Below are 20,140 nucleotides of genomic sequence, written 5' to 3'. Positions count from 1 at the left end.
TCAAAAGCCCCACACACCTCATCCACAGCCGCAGCAAAAACCGGAAACACCCCATACAAAACACGCCCCATCCCCACCCGCTGCGAACCCTGACCGGAAAAGAGAAAACCAACCCGACCGGAAACACCGGACACACAGCCCTCCACCACCGCGGGGGAGACCCGTGCCCGGGAGACCGCGTCGAGGCCGCGCAGCAGTTCGTCGGTGTCGTCGCCGATCACGACTGCCCGGTGCTCGAACGCGGTGCGGGACGTCGCCAGCGTCAGCGCCACATCGGCCGCGTCCGCCGTGGGCCGGGCCGCCACGAACGTGCGCAGCCGCTCGGCCTGGGCCCGCAGGGCGGCCGTGGTCCGGCCTGACAGCACCCACGGCAGGGGTCCGGTGTCCTGGGCGGAGCCGGGACGGCCGCTCTCGCCGTCGCCCGCACGTCCCTGGTCGAGGTCGGCTGCGACGTCATCGCCGGCGGCGTCACCACTGCCGCGTACGCCGGCGGGGGCGCCCTCCACCACCACATGGCAGTTGGTGCCGCCCATGCCGAACGAGCTGACGCCGGCCAGCGGCAGCGCGCCGGTCCGCCCGGCGGGCCAGTCCGTGAGGGACTGCTGTACCCGGAGGTTCCATTCGTCCAGTGCGATACGGGGGTTCGGCCGTTCGTAGTTGAGGCTGGCCGGGAGCTGTCCGTGCCGCATCGACAGGGCGACCTTCAGGAGTCCCACGATGCCCGCGGCGCCCTCGAGGTGGCCGACGTTGGTCTTGGCCGAGCCGACGGTCAGGGGCAGTGCACGGCCGTCGGCGGCGCCCAGGACCGCGCCCAGCGCGGAGGCCTCGACGGGGTCGCCGACCTTGGTTCCGGTGCCGTGCAGTTCGACGTACTGCACCTGCGCGGGGTCGGCGCCGGCCGCCTCGTAGGCGAGCCGCAGCACCTCCTGCTGGGCCTGCGGATTCGGCACGGTGAGGCCGTCGGTGGCGCCGTCGTTGTTCATCGCACTGCCGCGGATGACGCAGTAGACGGGGTCGCCGTCCGCCAGTGCCCGCGCGAGCGGCTTCAGCAGTACGGCGCCCCCGCCCTCGCCACGTACATATCCATTCGCCCGTTCGTCGAATGTGTAGCAGCGGCCGTCGGGCGAGAGGCCGCCGAACTGCGCTGCGCCCAGGGCGCTTTCCGGCACGATATTGAGGTTCACGCCGCCCGCGACGGCGAGTTCGCTCGCACCGCTGCGGAGGCTTTCGCAGGCAAGGTGGACGGCGGTGAGTCCGGATGACTGGGCGGTGTCGACGGTGAGGCTGGGGCCCCGCAGTCCGAACGCGTAGGAGACGCGGTTGGCGATGATGCTGCGGTGCAGGCCGGTCACCGAATGCTGGGTGACGGCGGAAAGTCCGCGCCGGTGCAGCAGAGTTGCATAGTCGTCCCAAATGGCGCCGAAGAATACTCCGGTGCGCGTACCGCGCGCGCTCTCCGGAAGGATTCCGGCGTCCTCGAAGGCCTCCCAGGCGAGTTCGAGCACAAGCCGCTGCTGCGGGTCCATCATGACGGCTTCGCGCCGGGAGACACCGAAGAACTCGGCGTCGAAGCCGTCGACCCGGTCGAGAAACGCCCCGTGCCGGGCCGGCCCCGTCAAGGCGTCGGCGGAATCCACGTCCCAGCGGTCGCGGGGTACTTCGCCTACCGCGCTGCGGCCTTCCTTGAGCAGCTGCCAAAAGGCCTGTGGGTCCGGCGCCTGGGGAAGTCGGCACGAAATTCCGACGACGGCGACCGCCCCCGCGTAATTCGGACCGCTCTCAGTAACGCCACCGGGGACAATCGTCATAACCCAACCCTCGCTCTTCGCAGGCCCTTACAGCACACGAAGGGATATCGAGGGGATTGGTCGAGAGTGGTGCCCCCCGAAAACCCCATACCGCACATGCACCACTCGTCGTCAACACTAGGCGAGGGATCCCCCCTTCCCACACCCCTATCGCCCCCTACTCCCCCCTAACCGGAAGCCCCGCCCCCAGCGCGATCCGCTGCGGTTGAGCCGCAGAAAGGCATTGCCTCGTCGGCGGAATAGCGGCAGACGGGAGAGGGGGCGGGGCCGCCCTGATTGAGACCGGGGGGGGAGCCGGTCGCCTATTCGCCAGGCTCAGCGTCCGGCCTCGGCCGTACGCGTCGGCCGGGCCGGTCAGTCCACGGTTTGGTCACCGTCGGGGAGGTCCTGGACCGTCACCTCGCCCCGTGGCACCCCGAGTTCCTCCCCCACCACCTTGGCCAGACCGTCCGGGTCGGGCTTCGTGGGTACGGGGACCTGCTCGCCCTCGCCGTAGCTCTCGATAGCCTTGGTGAAGTAGCTCGGGTCCCAGGCGCCGACGGCGCCCCTGATCTCCACCGCGCGTACCGTCCGTGCCCCGATGCGCTGCTTGACCGCGGCGAGGATCCGGTCCGACCGGTACTCCCCCGGCACCTGGAAGAGGCTGGCGTGCGCGCCCACTTTCCCGCCGTCCTGGAGGCGGACGGTCACCGTCAGGCAGCTGGTCACGCTCGGGTAGGTGAGGGTTCCACCAGGCCCGATCTCGCCGACCTGCCCCTCGCTGATCCTGATGTTCGCGGCCGCGGGTGCGGCCGGACCCGCCGTACGGGCCGAAGCGGTCGCCGATCCCGGGAGGGTGCCGCGCGCGACCGCCGGTTGAGCCTGGGTGACGGCCACACACGCGGCGCCCAGGCACAGAGCCAGCAGCCCCGCGCGCCGTCGTCCGCCCCTCGGCCCCGTCCCGCTCCCTATCCCTATCCCTATCCCTATCCCCATCGTTCTTCCCATCCGGTTTCTGTCCCCTTCTCGTTCCGGTTCCGGATTGTCGGGACAACCGTGACACGGCGACGGGGTGATCCGGTCGGTCGGTAGCCGGCAACCGGCAACTGGCAACTGGTCCGCTTGCGCGGGCCTCATCCGGCGGGCACCGGGATCAGGGCGTCAATTCCCGTCTCGTTCCGCCGCACTGCGCTCCACGCAGAACTCGTTGCCCTCGGGGTCGTACAGCGTCACCCACCCCGTGCCGTCGGGCTTGCGGTGATCGCCCTGGAGCGTGGCGCCTAGGGAGAGCAGGCGCTCGACCTCCTCGTCCCTGGTGCGCTCCTGGGGCTGCAGGTCCAGGTGCACACGGTTCTTCACCGTCTTGCGGTCGTCGACTCTGATGAACAGCAGAGCGGCCGTCGCAGACTTCACCGTGGCTTCCGGATCCCCGGGGAAGTCGTCGTCGGCGAGCGAACCGTCCAGGGCCTGGGCCCAGAAGTTGGCCAGGGCGTAGGGGTCGGCGCAGTCGATGGTGATATGGCGGATCAGAGAGGTCATGCCGGTAAACCGACCATGGATCTTCGGCGGTGTCCAGGTCAGGAGACGTCCGGCTCCGGCGCGGGGCTCAGCGTCCGGTCCGAGCCAACCGGCTCCGGTGCGGGGCCGGTTGCCTCGTGGCCGAAGGCCTTACTGCCAGCTGGAGATGGAAATGGAGCGGGCGGAGCCGCCGGGCTGGAGTGTGCCGACGGGTACGGAGCAGTTCGATCCCGCGTAGAAGGTCCGCGGTTCGTAGCCGTGGTGGTAGACCGACCGTGCGGGTTCGACCGGCGTGGCCCGGCATGCGTGCTGCGTGTCCTGCACGGCGCGCATCTCCCCGCCGAAGTGGGGCTCCGGCCAGAAGCAGAGGGAACCTTGCGGGCAGACGGCGGCGGCGCGGGCCTGTGGGTCTGACGCCGCGCCGGTGCCCGCGTGTGCGGGAGCGATGGCGGCCAGGGCGAGGGCGGCCGCGGCGGCCAGGGAACCGAGTGCCGCGGTGATGTGCTGGATGCGCATGGGATCTCCCGTGACAGTCGAAGCATGACTCGAACTGTGGCGCCTACCTGGGCATTCGCCGGACGTACGGGCGGGCTTGGCCTGATCACCTGCACCGACCGACGGTACTTGGACCAGACCAAAGCCGTACGGACGAGTGTGTGGCACCGGCCGGAGCCATGTGCGGCGTTCGAGTGACTGTCACGCTTCCGGGCAGCGTTGTACGAGTGTCCGGCTGCGCGGAGCCATGCGTTGTTCGAGCTGTGCGAGGCGCGCAGACGGGGGGCGCGCCTCTCGCGGCCCGATCCCGGCTGTGCCTTCGACGGACGAACGGCAGCAGGTCCGGCCACTGCAGAGGGCGCGCCCTCGCCACGGGAAGCGGCGATCGGACGACCCGTCAGCCGACCGACCGGCTCGTGCGGAGTGCGGAACCCAGCCCTTGGCGCATGGGGTGGGGGTCAGGCTCAGCGTGGGGTGATGGCGATGCCTTCGGGCTCGTGGCCGGTCGGCAGGGTGGCGCGGACCCGCCGGGCGAAGGGATCGATGACCGACACGCTGTCGGACTGTTCGTTGGTCACCCACACCCGGTGGCCGTCCGGGGTGACGGCGACACCCTGCGGCTGGACGCCGACGGGGATGTGGGCGATGACGCGGCCGGCGGGGATGTCGATGATCAGCAGGCAGTTACTGGCCGAATCGGCGACATAGAGGCGCCTGCCGTCGGGGCTGACCGCGTTGCCCAGCGGCGCCCGGCCGGCCGGCAGGGTGGCCACGACCGTGTCGTTGTGGGTGTCGATGACCGACACGGTGCCGGAGCCGGTGTTCGAGACGTACACCCGGTTGCCGGAGAGCGATGAACTGATTCCGCTGGGGAAGTCTCCCACCGGGATGTCCCGGATCGCATGTGAGTCCGGGCCGAGCACGGTCACCGCGCCGCCGCCGTTGTCGCTCACATAGGCGCGCCGGTCCGGCACCGTGGTGATGCTGTGCGGCAGCGGCCCCACCGGCACGGTGGCGATCACCTTGCGGGCGTGGACACTGATGACCGAGACGGTGTCCGAGCCGAAGTTGGACACCAGCACCAGGCGGCCGTCGCGGGTCGGCATCGCCGCGAAGGGCCGGTGCTGGACCCGTACGGTGGCCTTGGGCATCCGGGAGGCGGTGCGGATGAAGGTGACGGTGTCGGAACGGCTGTTGGCGACGTAGACCGCTTCGCCGTCCGGGTCCGCTCCCACTCCGGTCGGGCCGTAGCCCACTTGGACGGCGCCGATCCGGCGCTCCAGACGGGTGTCATAGGCCGAGACGGTCGCCGAGCCGCTGTTGGCCACATACGCGCTGACCCGCACCGGGTAGCGGCCCGCCGCCTGTCGGCTCGTCGGGTTCGGCGGTGAGCCGGCCGCGACCAGCACCCAGGGCACGAGTAACGCGGTGGCGGAGGTCCAGCAGAGGCGACGGCTCCGGCGGGACGAGGGTGGTGCGATCGGACGCTGCCGGCCCGGTGTCTTGCCTGGCCGGGCGCTGGCCAGGGGAAATCGATGCATGGCTCTCCCGGATCAGTAGTGATCATTACGGTTCCACAAGATCAGGCATCTAAAGATCCCGCAGTCGCTCTACCGGCCAGCCAGCCCTCGCCCGTGCCCCCAGGGAGTGAAACCCGGCGGTTTCACGCCCCAGAGGCCCGGTCACCGCGATGCACCACGGCGTACGGCGAACCGGGGCACGGCGTCGCACCATGCCCCGGCCGGTGGTCAGACGGCGGTCCGCAGTGCTTGCCGCACGCCGACCGCGTTCAGCCGGACCGTGAAGCGCGCGATGTCGTCGAAGGTCAGCGCGCGGGCCTTGGCCCCGTCCAGCGCGACGGTCACATCGACGCAGAAGGCGACGGCGTGGATGAAGCCCCCGGTCTCCTCGTCCTGGAGCGCGAACAGCAGGTTGTAGTAGTAGCTGGTGCTGTCGGTGGCGTCCCCGTGGAACGCGAGGTGGGTGCCTTGCTGCTCGCCGAGGCCGACGAACGCGTCGGCGAGCGCCGCCTCGGCCTTCTCCCAGAAGGCGGGGTTGCCGAAGGGGTGGGTCAGCCCCTGCCGGACGGCCTCCCGGAGCGAGAGCACCATGACGCCGACGGGCGCGGTCTCCTGGAGCCCCCAGCCGCGGATGATCTTGACCGTCGAGCTGTCCGGGATCGCCTCGGCGGCGCGGCTGAGCTCACCGAAGTCGTGGTCCACGGTCGCCGGGGCGATCGCGTGCTGGAAGGTGTCGGCCAGGCGCCGTGTCTGCTCCAGGGCATCGGCGCCCACTTCGAAGACCGTCCGGAAGGTGGTCTTCTCAGCGGTGGTCTGGTCGGCCATGACTGCTCCTCACATGCGGAAATGAACACGTCGCGCCGACGGGCCAGTATGCCGCCGTGCCCTTCGTGCCGATCCGCCGCCTCCCCCGTCAGGTCTGCGGGGCCGCCGGCTGCTGCACGCCGCCGAAGCGCCGGGAGCGGCGGGCGAAGATCTCCACCGCGTGCCACAGGTCGCGGCGGTCGATCCGCGGCCAGGCCGCTTCCAGGAAGACCAGTTCCGCGTAGACCGACTGCCAGGGCAGGAAGTTGGAGGTGCGCTGGTCGCCGCCGGTGCGCAGGAAGAGGTCGACGTCGGGCAGCTCGGGCTCGTCCAGGTAGCGGGCGAAGAGCTGCTCGGAGACCGCCTCCGGGATCAGCCGGCCGGCTTGGACCTCGCGGGCGATACGGGCGGCCGCGTCGGTGATCTCCGCGCGGCCGCCGTAGTTGACGCAGACGGTCAACGTCAGGTCCCGGGCGTCGGCGGTCTCGCGTTCCGCCTCGATGAGCGCCCGGACCGTCTCCGGCGGCAGCAGCGTACGGCGGCCCGCCCAGCGCACCCGGACCCCGCGTTCCAGGCCGGCGAACTCGTCCCGGCGGTCGCGCAGCAGCTCCGTGGTGATCCCCATCAGCGCCTCCACCTCCTGCCGCGACCGCTTCCAGTTCTCGGTGGAGAAGGCGAACACGGTGAGGTACTCCAGCCCCATTTCGCGTGCCCCGTGGACCACGTCGATCAGGCTCTCCACTCCCGCCTTGTGCCCCTCGGTGCGGGGCAGCCCCTGCCCGGTCGCCCAGCGGCCGTTGCCGTCCATGACGATGGCCACGTGCCGGGGCAGGCTGGAGCGCGGGATCGCCGGCGGGCGGGCCCCCGAGGCGTGCGGGCGCGGGGCCGGGGCGGGCGGGTGGCCCGCTTCGCCGGGGGTCTGCCGGGCGGCGGACTCGCTTGGTGTACGGCGCTGCTGCGGTGGGCCGGGGGCGGTTGCGTACGTCTCCTGCGGCAGGCCGATCATCGAGGAGAGCGACCCGGCCACCCGCAGCGGGCGGAGGCTCCAGGCGGTCGCCGCACGGGCCCGCGCGGGCACCAGTAGCCGCAGCGTCCGCAGCCGGGGCAGCCCCGGGCGCCTCCGCAGCAGGGCCGCCTCCATCCGGACGGCCTCGCGCAGCCGCAGCCGGTACAGGGCCACCAGCGTCTCCATGGTCACCGCGATGGCGGGGTGGAGGACCAGCGGGACGGACGGCAGCCGGTCGAAGAGGTCTTGTGCCTGCGCGGCCAGCGCCCGGACCATCGCGGCGAGCTGCGCGGTCCAGCGGCCGGCGAGCAGGTCGGCGCGGTCCACTCCGTATTGGTCGAGGGCCTCCGCGGGCAGGGTGAGCCGGCCCCGGGCGGCGTCCTCGCCCAGGTCGCACAGCGCGTCGGTGAGGAAGGACGCACGTGCCCAGAGGTCCCACAGTTCCAGCGACTGGAAGGCCCAGTGGAGCATCGGCGGCAGCCCTGCGGAGCCGGCCAGGGCCGAGGCCGTGTGGACCAGGAACGGCACGTTGACATCGGCCGTGTAGCGTTCCCACTCCGCCCAGGTGGCGAACTCCCGCCCGGTCTCGGCTTCGGGGGCCAGTGCGGCGAGGACGCTGTCGAAGGAGGTCTGCGGCAGTTCCCAGGCGAGCATGGTGTGCACCAGAGCGGCTCGCATCGGATCGGCGGAGCTGCCCCGGCGCAGGTCCGTCACGAGGTCGTGGTGCCAGCGCTCCAGCCGGGTCAGGCGCTCCGGGCCGGGTGTGCCGGTGTCGGCGAGGTCGTCGATCACCCGGGCCGCGCCGTAGAGCGCCCAGGTGGCCAGCCGCAGGGGCGGCGGCAGCACTAGGGAGGCCGCGTACTCCACCTCGCCGGTGTCTCGGACGGCGGCGCGGCATACCGCGTATCCCTCGCGGAGCAGCGGATCGGTGACCCCCGCGCGCCGGTAGAGGCCCAGGCGTCGCAGACCGGGCAGGTCCGGTGGGTGACGTGGGGTCATGCGGGCATCCAGGCGAGGGCCAGGGCGCTGCCGAGGGCCGCGAGCAGGAATCCGAGCACGAGTCCGCCCAGGTCGGCGACGACCAGGCTGCCGAGGGCCAGCGCCGCGGCGAGCACCCCGGCGCCGATCCGCCGCCGCGGTGTACGCCACAGGGTGATGCCGCACCAGATCAGCAGGCCTCCGGTGACCCAGCAGCCGAGTCCGCCCGTGCCGCCGAAGCGGACCAGACCGAAGCCGGCCCAGCTGGTGGCGATCAGCTCGGTGCCGGCCAGCAGGAGCAGCAGCCCGGCGGCGAAGGGCCGGCTCCGCCGCCAGGTGCGCAGGCCGCCGGTGCGCGCTCCGGCGCCGTCCGCGGTGGTGGTCCTCATCGGGTGCTCCCTCCCGCGCAGCCGTCCCGACCACGTGCCAGGTCGATGTGCACGCCGGAGGTGGTGATGCCGCCCGAGACGAAGGAGCGCGGCAGGGTGTGCACGTCCGTGGCCTTCAGACGGCCCGCGCGTACGGTGAACCGTCCGGTCACCAGCCCGGCCGCGAGGTCCGGGACGGACAGCCCCACCTGGTCGACGGCGACCGTACGGGCCGAGGACGGGCCGGCGTGCACGTTGAGGTCGGTGGCCCGTGCCTTGTCGATACGGATCACGACGCTGACCGGACCGATCGCGGGCAGCGTGGCCGTGGAGGAGGCGCAGGCGTTCCATACGGTGGCGTGCGCGACCCGGGTCACCAGCGACGGCTGCAGCAGGTGCTCGGGGGAGAGCCCCAGCCCCGCTGACACGCCGTCGCCCTCGACCCGCTCGGCGTGGACCGAGAGGGGGACCTCGCCCGAGAACGCCATCGGCACCGCCCCGGCGGCCCCGGCCGCGAGCAGCAGCCCGCCCACGGTGAACAGCGGCAGGGCGGCCAGCATGAACCGCAGCGGGCTCGTGCGCCCGTCTCCCCCTTCCCCCTCCGTACGGGTGCCCGCCGTCTCACGGGTGCGCGGGCGGTGTCTGCGGGATTCCCGGACGCGGGCCGCCAGCGCGGTCAGGGCGTGGTTCGGTGCACGGAAGCGAGGGCGGAAGGACACCTGGGTCACCTCGGAGGAATCGGTCGTACCTCGTCAACTCGCCGTGCCTGCACGGCGATTGTGCGCCAGATGAGTTCCGGACCTCACCGGCGCACAGCGGTGCCCCCGGGCCGCACCTCAGATGCTCGCGTATTGCCTCCGCCGGCCGTAAGGCGCACACCACCGGCGCATGACGTGTGCACACCCATCAGAATGCATTTATCGGCGCGCTCTTTGCCGACTTTCACGGTGGTGCCGGATTGCGCGCCAGCAGCACGTAAATGACCGGATGCGCCGGCCCCGAGCGGTCGCATGCGCCCGCTTCGCGCGCCGGGTCTGCCACGTAAGCCACCAACGGGCCGCCGATGCGCGGCCGGGGCCGGTTTGCGGCAGCCATTGGCCCGGCGCGCCGCCGAGTGATTGCCGGGTATTTCGTATTAGCCTTTCGTAGCCTTACGAAGTCGATCAATCGCAGATCGCATACGTTCAATCTACCGGAGATGAAATGCGCAAGCTTCGCAAGGCTGCCGTGGTGATCGCCGCCCTCGGCGGTGTCGCCTTCACCGCCGCCGGTACTGCCTACGCAGGCGGGCCGGGCGGAAATCTGCTGGACATCCTCCAGGGCAGCTCATGCAGGTCACAGGACCTGAACGTGGACGCCCTCGGCGAAGTCGGGATCGTCGGCGGATTGCAGTCCACCCCGATGGGCTCGTCCATCGGCTGCAACAACAGCTTCGGCGGCAACCACGGCCTCGGCGGCAAGTAGGCACGGACGTCCGGCCATTCGCAACCCGATGGAATCCATCATCTCGCGACAGGGGCGGGGCCGCTCGAAGAAATGAGTTTGTGCCGCAGCCAGCCACATTCCTCGGCGAGGATTACGGCAATTTCTTGCACTCGATTCCTGCCGCGGCGGCCACTTCCGACGGTCGCTTCCTTCCGTTCGCGGCCTCTCCGGCCCCGACGGGCCCGCCCCGGCCGGCCTCAGCGCCCCGTTGCGGACGGGTGCGCCGAGGCCGGGAAAGGGCCGGTCAGCGGTGGGCGGCGAAGCGTCGCTCGAAGGAGGCGAAGGCGGTCTCCTGCCGCCACTGAACGGCCGCCTTGGGGCTGGACGCCAGCAGGTCCCGGCAGGCGTCGCCGGGCGATCCGCTGCCGGGGAGTTGACCACGGCAGGCGTCGACCGGGCGGTAGCCGTCCCGTGTCGGGTTGCCCCGCCACAGGCTGCGGCCCGGCAGGAAGGCGTACTGGAGCGAGGCGCGGGCCAGGTCCTTCAGATCGCCGTAGCCGAGGCGGTACGTCGTGGACGCGTACTGGTACTCGTGGGCGATGTCGATGCGGGAGATTCCGGGGTCGTCGGCGGCCAGCACGATCGGCACCCCGTACGCGCGGTAGACCGCGAACGGGTGCTCGGCGCCCTTGACGTCGAGGATCTGGGCATTGCTGGTGAAGGGGACCTCGACGGCGACCTGGCGGTCGGCCATGGTCCGCGCCAGCTGCTGCCAGTCGTCCTCGTGGACGAGGTCGACGCCGTGGCCGATGCGTTCGGCGTGGGCGATGTCGACGGCCTGGTTGATGTGGAAGGTCAGGTCTTCCGGTTTGGCCAGGCCGGGCCGCAGCTCACCGGCGTGCAGGGTGATGTGGGCGCGTGGATATGTGCGGTGCAGAAAGGCGAGCATCCGCATCTGCAGGGTGTAGTCGCGCAGCGAACTGTCCCAGTCCTCGGGCTGGACCAGGTTGACCGCGGTGAACCGCGGGTCCCGCTCGGCCAGTCGCATGCCGAGCACCATCTGTGTGAAGACCCGCTCGGGGGTGCTGCCCCGGGACACCTGGGAGTTCCAGCGCACGGTCAGGCGGCAGCCGGGGGCAGGGCGGGAGGTGCCGCAGCGCGAGGCGGTGCGGAACTCGGCGTCGGCGCTGTCGGCCTCCTTGCGGGCCGCGGCCACCAGACGGTCCATCTTGCCGTCGGCGATCAGGGTGCGGTGCATACGGCCGAGGTCGTCGTCCCAACCGACGTTGTCGGCAAGCTTGTTGGCGTCCTCGGAGGCGGGGGTGACCAGCGTCTCCAGATAGAACTGGTTCTGCGCGACGATGTCGTCGGCGACCTTCGACAGCAGCTTGCCGCGGTGGCGCCAGGTCACCTCCCCGAACTTGCCGAAGGCGTCGAAGAAGTGGCCGTGCCCCGACTCGTCCGGCGGGAAGTCCTCCATGGACCAGGCGCGCACCAGCGCGTCATGGAACGCCCGGTCGGTCCGGGCGTCCGCGGCCGGCCGCGTTCCCGGGGTGCAGGGCGGCGTGACGGCCGTCATCGTCTCTTCGTCGATGCACAGTCCGTCCTGGGCGGCGAGTTCGATCAGGTACTCGGTGGGGACGGCGCCGGAGAGGTGGTGGTGCAGGTCACCGCCTTTCGGCAGACGCAGGAAGAAGTCGCGCAGCCGTGCCGGCTGCTGGCGGATGGATTCCAGGTGGGCGGCGGTGCGCTCCTCGGCCGCGGTGCGCGGACGGGCGTAAGGCGCGGGCTGGGTACGGGAGTTGCCCGGCTGCGCGGCAGCGGGGAGCACGGACAGGAACGACAGGATACTGAGGGTGGCCAGCCCGGTCCGGAGAGCCCGGCGACGGTCCACGGCACGACAGCGGTCAGCATTCACCGTCGCATGGTCGCGGCAGGGCGAGGGCGGGTGCGCTCCTTTCCGCCAAGTCCCCTCGGACGGGGCCGGCCGCGGTCGCGGAGAACCCGGCGGATCCGCCATGGCTCGGTCGATCGCCGTTGGCTCGGCGGCCCGTTGGGCTGGGCGGGTGAATGCGGTGGGGGGAGGGCGGCAACGGGACGGCGCGGGGAAGGACAGAAGATGATCAACGCCTCGGCCTTCGGGAGAATCCATGCGCATCCGCACCACGCTCTTCGCACTCACCCTGACCACCGCTGCCCTGCTCGGCGGCGCGGGCACCGCCGCCGCCGACGGCGGTTCGGGCCTGGGTTCGCTGCTCGGAGCGGACGGCTCCGGCAGCTCGCCCATGGGCGGGCCGTCGTACGGGACGGGGCTTCCCGGCAAGTTGGGCGCCGACAGCTCTGCCGGTCGTGGAATGAGCGACAACTACCCGGTCGCGTTCGTCGGCCGTCTCATCGGCGTGTGAGCGGCTGATACCGAACAGCACCGGGCTGATCCGGCCGCCTACCCGGCCGGTTCAGCCCGCGAAGGCCACGCCCGGCAGTCCCTGCCCCGCCTCGGGTACCACCAGGACGGAGCCCGCCAGCGGGTGGGGCCGGGTGAGACCCACGCGGGCCGTGGTGATGTACAGGTCGCGCAGGCCGGGGCCGCCGAAGCAGCACGCGGTGGGGCGGGGCACCGGGACCGGGAGGGTGCGGTCCAGGTCGCCGCGTGGGGTGTAGCGGCGGATCTGGCCGCCGTCCCACAGGGCGACCCAGAGGCAGCCCTCGGCGTCGACGGTCAGGCCGTCGGGGTAGCCGGCACCCCGTTCGATCACCGCCAAGGGGCGTCGTTCCGCGGGGAGTTAACCTTCCATGCGGCAGACGTCGATGCGGCGGGTCGGTGAGTCGACGTAGTAGAGGAGGGTGCCGTCCGGGCTCCAGCCGATGCCGTTGCTGACGGCGACGGACGGGAAGACCACTTGGGCGGTGCCGTCGGGGGCGACCCGGGTCAGGGTGCCGCCGCCCGCTGCCTCGTCGTCGCGCATGGTGCCGGCCCACAGCGAGCCGTCGGGGGCGACGGCGGCGTCGTTTCCGCGGCGGCCGGGGACCGGGGCGCGCAGGAGCCAGGAGAACGCGCCGCCCGTGTCGTAGCGGCCGATGCCGTCCCGCAGATTGACCACCAGGCCGCCCGCCGCCCGGGGTTTGGCCGCGCCGACGTGCTGTTCGGTGGCCATCACGGTGCGGTGCCCGGTGGCCGGATCGTAGGTGTGGACGCGGGAGCCGAGGATGTCCACCCAGATCAGGCGGTTCGTCTGCGGGTCCCAGGTGGGGCCCTCGCCGAGCGTGGCCGGTGTATGGACCGCGACCTCGGGCCTCACCGGATGCCGCCGCGGTGTCCCAGGCGTACGGAGAGATCGCTCGCGCCCTTGGCCGCCAGCTCCGCGAGCTCGGCCTCGCGCTGCTCGCTCCAGCGGATCACGGGCACGGAGACGGACAGTGCGGCCACGACCCGGCCGCTGCCGTCGCGTACCGGTGCGGCCACACAGCTCACGTCCGGGTTGGACTCGCGGTGTTCGGTGGCGAGGCCGCGTTCGCGGATGGCGGCGAGGGCGGTGCGCAGGGCGTCGGGGTCCGTGATGCTGTGGTGTGTCATCGCGGCCAGTTCGCCCGCCTCCTCGATGCGGGCGTCCAGCTCGTCGGTGGGGAGTGCGGCGAGCAGCATCTTGCCGACGGCGGTGCAGTGCGCGGGCAGTCTGCGGCCGGCGGCCGAGACCATGCGGACCGCGTGGATGGAGTCGACCTTGGCGATGTAGATGACGTCGAGGTCCTCCAGGATCGCGACGTGGACGGTCTCGTCGCAGGTTTCGGCGACCTCGCGGGCCACCTGCTGTCCCTCGGCGGCGAGGTCGAGCTGTTCGGCGTAGCGGCTGCCGAGCTGGTAGGTGCGTACGCCGAGGCGGTAGCGGCCGGACTCGCCGGGTACGGGGACCAGGTAGGAGCGGGCGGCGAGGGTGGTGACCAGCTCGTGCACGGTGGTGCGCGGGAGGCGCAGCTTGCGGGTGATCTCGGGGGCGGAGAGGGCGCCGTCGCCTTCCAGGAACAGTTCGAGTATGTCCAGCGCCCTGGTGACCGCGGGGACAAGCCGTCCCATCTGCTTCACCCACCCCTTCTGTTCGAGGACCCGGTCGGTGACCGATATGGCGAACACAGGCTAGGCACAGGGTGGTTCGCCGGGCAATGGTGCCGCCGTCCGGCCGCGCCCGCCGCTCTCGCTGCCCGTCCGGCCGGTCGCTGTGCGATCCATTGACACCCCGGGCAGGGCCTGATTACGGTCACGCCACCATTTCGAACGAGTGACGAAATATCGAACGACATGGAGGGGCAATTGCCGTGCGCATCACGGGAATCAGCACACACGTCGTCGGAACCCCTTGGCGCAATCTCACCTATGTGCTCGTCCACACCGACGAGGGCCTCACGGGGGTCGGTGAGACCAGGATGCTCGGCCGGACCGAGGCGTTGCTCGGATATCTGCGGGAGGCGGACGCCCACCACATCCGCGGTTCGGACCCGTTCGCGACCGAGGATCTGGTGCGCCGCATGAAGTACGGCGATTACGGGCGCGCCGGTGAGATCGTGATGTCCGGGATCGCGTGTGTGGAGATGGCCTGCTGGGACATCAAGGGCAAGGCGCTGGGCGTTCCGGTGTGGCAGCTGCTCGGCGGCCGGGTGACCGACCGCGTCAAGGCGTACGCCAATGGCTGGTACACCACCGAGCGCACGCCGGAGGCGTACCACAAGGCGGCCCGGGAGGTGGTGGCGCGCGGCTACCGGGCGCTGAAGATCGATCCGTTCGGGACCGGGAACTTCGAGCTGGATCATCAACAGACGGGGTACGCCGTGTCGTTGATCGAGTCGGTGCGGGACGCGGTCGGTCCGGACACCGAGCTGATGGTGGAGATGCACGGCCGGTTCAGCCCGGCCACGGCGGTGCGTCTGGCCCGTGAGCTCGCCCCCTTCCGGCCCGCCTGGCTGGAGGAACCCGTACCGCCGGAGAACCTCAGGGCCCTGAAGAAGGTCGCGGAGAAGGTGGATCTGCCCGTGGCCACCGGCGAGCGGATCCACGACCGCATCGAGTTCCGCGAGCTGTTCGAGGCGCAGGCCGCCGACATCGTCCAGCCCGACCTCGGCCATATCGGCGGCATCGCGGAGGCCCGCAAGCTCGCCGCGACCGCCGAGACCCACTATGTGCTGGTGGCCCCGCACAACGTGGGCGGCGCGGTGCTGACCGCGGCCTCGCTCCAACTCGCGGCCTGCACACCGAACATCAGGATTCTGGAGCACTTCAACGACTTCGCGGACGCGGAGATCACAAAGGTGGTGCGCGGTGCGCCACGGGTCGATCCGGAGACCGGCTGCTTCGAGGTGTCGCACGCGCCCGGGCTCGGGGTGGAGCTCGATGTGGACGCGGCCGCCGAGTTCCCGCAGCAGCCGGCCCGGTTCGACCTCTGGGCCGAGGGCTGGGAGCAGAGGCGGCCGCGATGAGCCGGGACAGCGGGGCCGCGGTCAGCCGCTCGCTCCTCGTCGAGCGGCCCGGACGGCACCGCCTGACGTACGGCCCGGTGCCCGAGCCCCGGGCCGGCGAGGTCCTGGTGCGGGTCGCCGCCGCCGGGCTCTGCATGAGCGACCGCGAGGTGTACGACGGCCGGCGCGACCCCGCGTATGTGCGCTACCCCGTGGTCCCCGGGCACGAGTGGTCGGGCACCGTGGCAGCGGTCGGCGCGGGGGTGGACCCGGCGCTCGTGGGGCGTAAGGCCGTCGCCGAGGGCTTCCGGGCCTGCGGGGCGTGTGAGCGCTGCCGGTGCGGCGAGACCAGTCTGTGCACCGGCGGATACGCCGAGACCGGGTTCACCGAGCCGGGGGCGTTCGCCGACCATCTCATCGTGCCCGCGCAGCTGTTGCATCCGCTGTCCGACGGGGCCGATCTGCGGGCCGCCGCGCTCCTTGAGCCCGCCGCGGTGGTCGCCGCCGCGGTGCGGACCGGGCGGCCGCGGCCCGGGGAGCGGGTCGCGGTGGTCGGCGCGGGCACCCTGGGGCTGCTCGCGGTGCAGCTGCTCGCCGCGGCGGAGCCCGCCGAGCTCGTGGCGATCGACCCGCGGGCCGGGCGCGGTGCGCAGGCGCTGCGGTTCGACGCGAGCGCGGTGTGCACGCCCCAGCAGGCCAGGGAGCTCCACGGCCGCTTCGACCTGGTGGTGGAGACCGCGGGTGCGCCCTCCACCGCGGCCTCGTCCTGTCTGCTGGCCCGCAGGGGCGGCCGGGTGGTGCTCACCGGGATGTTCGCTCCGGGCGCGGCCGGGATCGATCCGGTGCATCTGTCGCTGAGCCAGCTGGAGGTCCGCAGCATCTTCGGGGCGCCGTCGTCGGCCTGGTCGTACGCGGTGCGCGCGTTCGGTCTCGGGCTGGTCGATCCCGCACCGCTGATCACCCATGAGTTCCCCCTGGAGCGGTTCGCCGAGGCCATCGCGCTGGTCGGCGGCGGTGATCCGGGAGCCGGGAAGGTTCTTCTGCGCCCTTGAGACGTGTGGCGGTACGGGGGCAGCGCCCGCCTCCGTACCGCCGCACACCCCGTATGTCGAACGTTGTCCGAGATACCGAACACGCCGAACAGGGGAGTCCCATGCCCGCACCGTCAGCCCCCCGCCGCCCCGCCGCCGGCGCCCTCGCCCGCATCGGCCATCCCACTCCCCCGGCCGACCCCGTCGACGCCTCGCCGCACACGTTCCCCGACGGCGGCACCTGGCGTACCGAGATCCCCTCCGTGGAGAGCCCGGAGGCGCTGTCCGTCGTGCTGAAGGAGAGCGTGCGCCGCGATCTGCCGGTGCACCGGATCAGTCAGGGCAGCGGCGTGTGGATGCTCACCGACGACGAGATCACGGAGATGACCGGGGCGTGCGCCGAGCGCGGCATCGAGCTGTGCCTGTTCACCGGTCCGCGCGGCATCTGGGACATCGGCGGCTCCACCCGTACCGACTCCGGCGGCGCGGGCCTGCGCGCCCGCGGCCACCAGGCGCTCGCCGGGTGTGTCGAAGACGCCCTGCGCGCCGCGGAGTTGGGGGTGCGCTGTCTGCTCGTGGCGGACGAGGGGGTGCTGTGGACCCTGCACCGGCTGCGGGTGTCCGGGCTGCTGCCCGCCGAGACCACCTTCAAGCTGTCCGCGCTCTGCGGGCCCGTCAACCCGGCCTCGTTCGCCGTGTACGAGCGGCTCGGCGCCGACTCCCTCAATCTGCCCTCCGACCTGACACCGGACCATCTCACCGAGATCCGCCGGGTCAGCGGCGCGCCCATCGACCTCTACATCGAGGCGCCCGACGACCTGGGCGGCTATGTGCGGATGTACGAGGCTGCCGAGCTGATCCGGCGCGGCGCGCCCCTGTACCTGAAGTTCGGCCTGAGCAGGTCGCCCGGTGTCTATCCGTACGGCGCCCATCTGCGCGAGCACACCCTCGCCACCGCCGGGGAACGGGTCCGGCGGGGGCGGCTGGTCCTGGACCTGCTGGCCCGGCACGGTGCGGACGGCGGGATGTCGCCGCTCGGCTCCCGGATGCCGGGCGACCTGAGCCGTTTCCCCGTCCCGGAAGGGGACTGAGCCATGCGCACCCGCAGCCTCCTCATCACGGCGAGCGCCGGGCTCCTCGCCCTCTCCTCGCTCACCGCCTGCGGCCAGGAGGCCAGGGGCGGCAGCCGCTACCGGCCCGACGGGGGCAAGGGCGGCACGATCGGGCTCGCGATGCCCACCAAGTCGTCGGAGCGGTGGATAGCCGACGGCAGGAACATGGCCGAGCAGTTCCAGAAGGCCGGGTACCAGACCGATCTGCAGTACGGCGACGACAAGGTGGAGAACCAGGTCGCCCAGATCGAGAACATGATCACCAAGGGGCACCGGCTGCTCGTCGTCGCGGCGGTCAACGGCTCCGCGCTCACCGAGGTGCTCCAGCGCGCGCACGACGCCGGCATCCCCGTGATCTCGTACGACCGGCTCATCCTCGGCACACCGTACGTCGACTACTACGCGTCCTTCGACAACGAGAAGGTCGGCCGACTCCAAGGGCAGTACATCCTCGACCAGTTGAAGCTGAAGAGGCCCGAGAGGGACGCGGTCGAGCACCACACCATCGAGCTGTTCGCCGGCTCGCCCAACGACAACAACACGAAGTACTTCTGGGGCGGGGCCATGAAGGCCCTCAAGCCCTACTTCGACTCCGGTCAGCTCGTCGTGCGCAGCAAGCAGACGAAGCTGAACCAGGCCACCACGCAGGACTGGAACGGCGGTGTCGCGCAGCGGCGGATGGACGACCTGATCAGCAAGAGCTACGGCGACGAGAAGGTCGACGCGGTCCTGTCCCCGTACGACGGGATGTCGATCGGCATCATCTCCGCACTGAAGAGCGCCGGCTACCGCGGCACGGACCTCCCCGTCGTCACCGGGCAGGACGCCGAGCTGGCGTCGGTGAAGTCCATCATCCGGGGTGAACAGACGCAGACCGTCTTCAAGGACACCCGAAAGCTCGCCGCGCAGGCGGTGTCGATGGGTGACGCCGTGCTCAACGGCCGCAAGCCGAGGGTCAACAACACCACGGACTACGACAACGGCACCAAGACCGTCCCGTCCTACCTGCTGAAGCCGGTGAGCGTCGACAAGGCGAACACCCAACTCCTCGTGGATGAGGGGTACTTCACGGCAGGACAGCTGAGGTGAGCGCGCCCGGGGCGATCCTGGAGATGCGCGGCATCACCAAGGCCTTTCCCGGTGTGTGTGCCCTGTCCGACGTCACCCTGAGTGTGCGGGCCGGTGAGATCCACGCGATCTGCGGTGAGAACGGGGCTGGCAAGTCGACCCTGGTGAAGATCCTCAGCGGGGTCCACGCGCACGGCTCGTACGACGGCGAGATCCTCTTCGACGGGGAGCCCGTCGCCTTCAAGGACATCCGGGCCGGTGAGCGGCGCGGCATCGTGATCATCCATCAGGAGCTGGCGCTGGTCCCGCACTTGTCGATCGCCGAGAACATCTTCCTCGGCAACGAGCGGACCACGAGGCGGGGCTTCGTCGACTGGGACGCGACGCTGCACGGCGCGTCCGGGCTGCTGAAGCGGGTGGGTCTGCGGGAGAACCCGCAGACGCCGGTCGGCGACCTCGGCGTCGGCAAGCAGCAGCTCGTGGAGATCGCCAAGGCGCTGTCCAAGGAGGTGCGGCTGCTGGTCCTCGACGAGCCGACCGCCGCGCTCAACGACGAGGACAGCGCCACACTGCTCGGTCTGATCGTGGAGCTGAGGGAGCAGGGGATCGCCTCGGTCGTCATCTCCCACAAGCTGGGCGAGATCCGGCGGATCGCCGACGCGGTGACCATCCTGCGGGACGGGCGGGCCGTCGAGACCCTGACGGTTCGCGAACGGCCGGGCGCCGAGCCGGAGTTGAGCGAGGACCGGATCATCCGGGGCATGGTCGGCCGGGATCTCGACCACCGCTTCCCGGAGCGGACCGGGTACGAGGGCGAGCCCGCGACCGCGCTGGAGATCTCCGGATGGAGCGTGCGCCACCCCGTCAACCAGCAGCGCAGGGTCGTCGACGACGTGTCGCTGACCGTGCGGCGCGGCGAGATCGTCGGCATCGCGGGGCTCATGGGCGCGGGCCGCACCGAGCTGGCCATGTCGCTGTTCGGGCGCTCGTACGGGATCTACGAATCCGGGACGGTCGCCGTGAACGGGCGCGAGGTGCAGCCGAAGACCGTACCGGCGGCCATCGCGGCCGGGATCGCGTATGTGACGGAGGACCGCAAGCGGTACGGGCTCCACCTCGTCGACAGCGTCACCCGGAACATCTCCCTGGCCTCGCTGACCGGGATGTCGAGGCGCGGCGTCGTCGACGAGCACCATGAGCGGTCCGTGGCCGAGCACTGCCGCACCGCCATGAACATCAAGGCTCCCACGGTCTTCGAGCAGGTGGGACGCCTGTCCGGCGGCAACCAGCAGAAGGTCCTGCTGGGCAAGTGGATCCACACCGACCCCGAGGTGCTGATCCTCGACGAGCCGACGCGCGGCGTCGACGTGGGTGCCAAGTACGAGATCTACACGGTCGTCGACGCCCTCGCCGCGCGGGGCAAGGCCGTGCTGTTCCTCTCGTCCGAACTGCCGGAGCTGCTCGGGATGTGCGACCGGATCTACACGATGGCCGAGGGGCGGTTCACCGGTGAGGTGGAGCGGGCCGACGCCACCCAGGAAGCCCTGATGCGCCGGATGACCATGACCAGAAGCTGAGGCCCC

The 20,140-nt window shown here is 71.3% G+C and carries 18 protein-coding genes and 1 pseudogene; 7 read left to right on the top strand and 12 right to left on the bottom strand.

Annotated features, from left to right (window positions below; genetic code table 11):
- The 9 genes from ACWD6P_RS18170 to ACWD6P_RS18130 form a co-directional block, all read right to left on the bottom strand.
- Window positions 1-1,808, bottom strand: a 1,808-nt coding sequence (locus ACWD6P_RS18170) for a type I polyketide synthase (RefSeq protein ID WP_451445095.1), incomplete at its 3' end; no start/stop codon positions are given.
- A 354-nt stretch (window positions 1,809-2,162) separates the two neighbouring features.
- Window positions 2,163-2,684, bottom strand: coding sequence for a hypothetical protein (locus tag ACWD6P_RS18165; protein WP_451445094.1), 522 nt, complete (start codon window positions 2,682-2,684; stop codon window positions 2,163-2,165).
- Between the two features lie 264 nt (window positions 2,685-2,948).
- Window positions 2,949-3,326: a VOC family protein gene (locus ACWD6P_RS18160; protein WP_451445093.1), complete on the bottom strand. Its 378-nt coding sequence runs from the start codon at window positions 3,324-3,326 to the stop codon at window positions 2,949-2,951.
- A 129-nt stretch (window positions 3,327-3,455) separates the two neighbouring features.
- Window positions 3,456-3,821, bottom strand: coding sequence for a peptidase inhibitor family I36 protein (locus ACWD6P_RS18155; protein ID WP_451445092.1), 366 nt, complete (start codon window positions 3,819-3,821; stop codon window positions 3,456-3,458).
- A gap of 443 nt (window positions 3,822-4,264) precedes the next feature.
- The gene (locus tag ACWD6P_RS18150; protein ID WP_451445091.1) at window positions 4,265-5,218 is read right to left on the bottom strand and encodes a YVTN family beta-propeller repeat protein; all 954 of its coding nucleotides are present in this window, start codon (window positions 5,216-5,218) and stop codon (window positions 4,265-4,267) included.
- Window positions 5,219-5,548: 330 nt separating this feature from the next.
- Window positions 5,549-6,145, bottom strand: coding sequence for a Type-2Aa cytolytic delta-endotoxin (locus ACWD6P_RS18145; RefSeq protein WP_451445090.1), 597 nt, complete (start codon window positions 6,143-6,145; stop codon window positions 5,549-5,551).
- An 88-nt stretch (window positions 6,146-6,233) separates the two neighbouring features.
- On the bottom strand, window positions 6,234-8,129 hold the full coding sequence (uppS, locus tag ACWD6P_RS18140; protein ID WP_451445089.1) for a polyprenyl diphosphate synthase: 1,896 nt from the start codon (window positions 8,127-8,129) through the stop codon (window positions 6,234-6,236).
- Window positions 8,126-8,497, bottom strand: a complete 372-nt coding sequence (locus ACWD6P_RS18135; protein ID WP_451445088.1) for a DUF6114 domain-containing protein — start codon at window positions 8,495-8,497, stop codon at window positions 8,126-8,128. Before ACWD6P_RS18135 ends, uppS begins: the two co-directional genes overlap by 4 nt.
- Complete coding sequence (locus tag ACWD6P_RS18130; protein ID WP_451445087.1) at window positions 8,494-9,195, bottom strand: DUF6230 family protein; 702 nt, start codon at window positions 9,193-9,195, stop codon at window positions 8,494-8,496. Before ACWD6P_RS18130 ends, ACWD6P_RS18135 begins: the two co-directional genes overlap by 4 nt.
- Before the next feature lie 484 nt (window positions 9,196-9,679).
- On the opposite strand from ACWD6P_RS18130, the gene ACWD6P_RS18125 reads away from it, so the two are divergent.
- Window positions 9,680-9,940, top strand: coding sequence for a hypothetical protein (locus ACWD6P_RS18125; RefSeq protein ID WP_451445086.1), 261 nt, complete (start codon window positions 9,680-9,682; stop codon window positions 9,938-9,940).
- Between the two features lie 265 nt (window positions 9,941-10,205).
- Here ACWD6P_RS18125 and ACWD6P_RS18120 read toward each other — a convergent pair whose 3' ends face one another.
- Complete coding sequence (locus tag ACWD6P_RS18120; RefSeq protein WP_451445085.1) at window positions 10,206-11,795, bottom strand: adenosine deaminase family protein; 1,590 nt, start codon at window positions 11,793-11,795, stop codon at window positions 10,206-10,208.
- A 256-nt stretch (window positions 11,796-12,051) separates the two neighbouring features.
- Here ACWD6P_RS18120 and ACWD6P_RS18115 point away from each other — a divergent pair, with 256 nt between their 5' ends.
- Window positions 12,052-12,306 carry a hypothetical protein gene (locus ACWD6P_RS18115; protein ID WP_451445084.1) on the top strand — a complete coding sequence of 85 codons (255 nt, stop codon included), beginning with the start codon at window positions 12,052-12,054 and terminating at the stop codon, window positions 12,304-12,306.
- Between the two features lie 51 nt (window positions 12,307-12,357).
- Here the strand turns inward: ACWD6P_RS18115 and ACWD6P_RS18110 are convergent.
- Together ACWD6P_RS18110 and ACWD6P_RS18105 are read right to left on the bottom strand one after the other, a co-directional pair.
- A pseudogene (locus tag ACWD6P_RS18110) lies at window positions 12,358-13,200 on the bottom strand (SMP-30/gluconolactonase/LRE family protein).
- Entirely contained in the window at window positions 13,197-13,973 is a 777-nt protein-coding gene (locus ACWD6P_RS18105; protein ID WP_451445083.1) for an IclR family transcriptional regulator, read from the bottom strand. Before ACWD6P_RS18105 ends, ACWD6P_RS18110 begins: the two are co-directional and overlap by 4 nt.
- Before the next feature lie 239 nt (window positions 13,974-14,212).
- Here ACWD6P_RS18105 and ACWD6P_RS18100 point away from each other — a divergent pair, with 239 nt between their 5' ends.
- The 5 genes from ACWD6P_RS18100 (at window position 14,213) to mmsA (ending at window position 20,134) form a co-directional block, all read left to right on the top strand.
- The gene (locus ACWD6P_RS18100) at window positions 14,213-15,367 is read left to right on the top strand and encodes a mandelate racemase/muconate lactonizing enzyme family protein (protein ID WP_451445082.1); all 1,155 of its coding nucleotides are present in this window, start codon (window positions 14,213-14,215) and stop codon (window positions 15,365-15,367) included.
- Entirely contained in the window at window positions 15,364-16,398 is a 1,035-nt protein-coding gene (locus ACWD6P_RS18095) for a zinc-dependent alcohol dehydrogenase (RefSeq protein ID WP_451445081.1), read from the top strand. The genes ACWD6P_RS18100 and ACWD6P_RS18095 overlap by 4 nt, the downstream gene beginning before the upstream one ends.
- A gap of 101 nt (window positions 16,399-16,499) precedes the next feature.
- Window positions 16,500-17,468, top strand: a complete 969-nt coding sequence (locus tag ACWD6P_RS18090; protein WP_451445080.1) for a hypothetical protein — start codon at window positions 16,500-16,502, stop codon at window positions 17,466-17,468.
- Window positions 17,469-17,471: 3 nt separating this feature from the next.
- The gene (chvE, locus tag ACWD6P_RS18085) at window positions 17,472-18,578 is read left to right on the top strand and encodes a multiple monosaccharide ABC transporter substrate-binding protein (RefSeq protein WP_451445079.1); all 1,107 of its coding nucleotides are present in this window, start codon (window positions 17,472-17,474) and stop codon (window positions 18,576-18,578) included.
- Window positions 18,579-18,601: 23 nt separating this feature from the next.
- Window positions 18,602-20,134, top strand: coding sequence for a multiple monosaccharide ABC transporter ATP-binding protein (gene mmsA, locus ACWD6P_RS18080; RefSeq protein WP_451445100.1), 1,533 nt, complete (start codon window positions 18,602-18,604; stop codon window positions 20,132-20,134).
- Window positions 20,135-20,140: the final 6 nt, after the last annotated feature.

The organism is Streptomyces sp. NPDC002446, from assembly GCF_053595675.1.
This window is presented reverse-complemented; position numbering and strand designations above follow the sequence as displayed.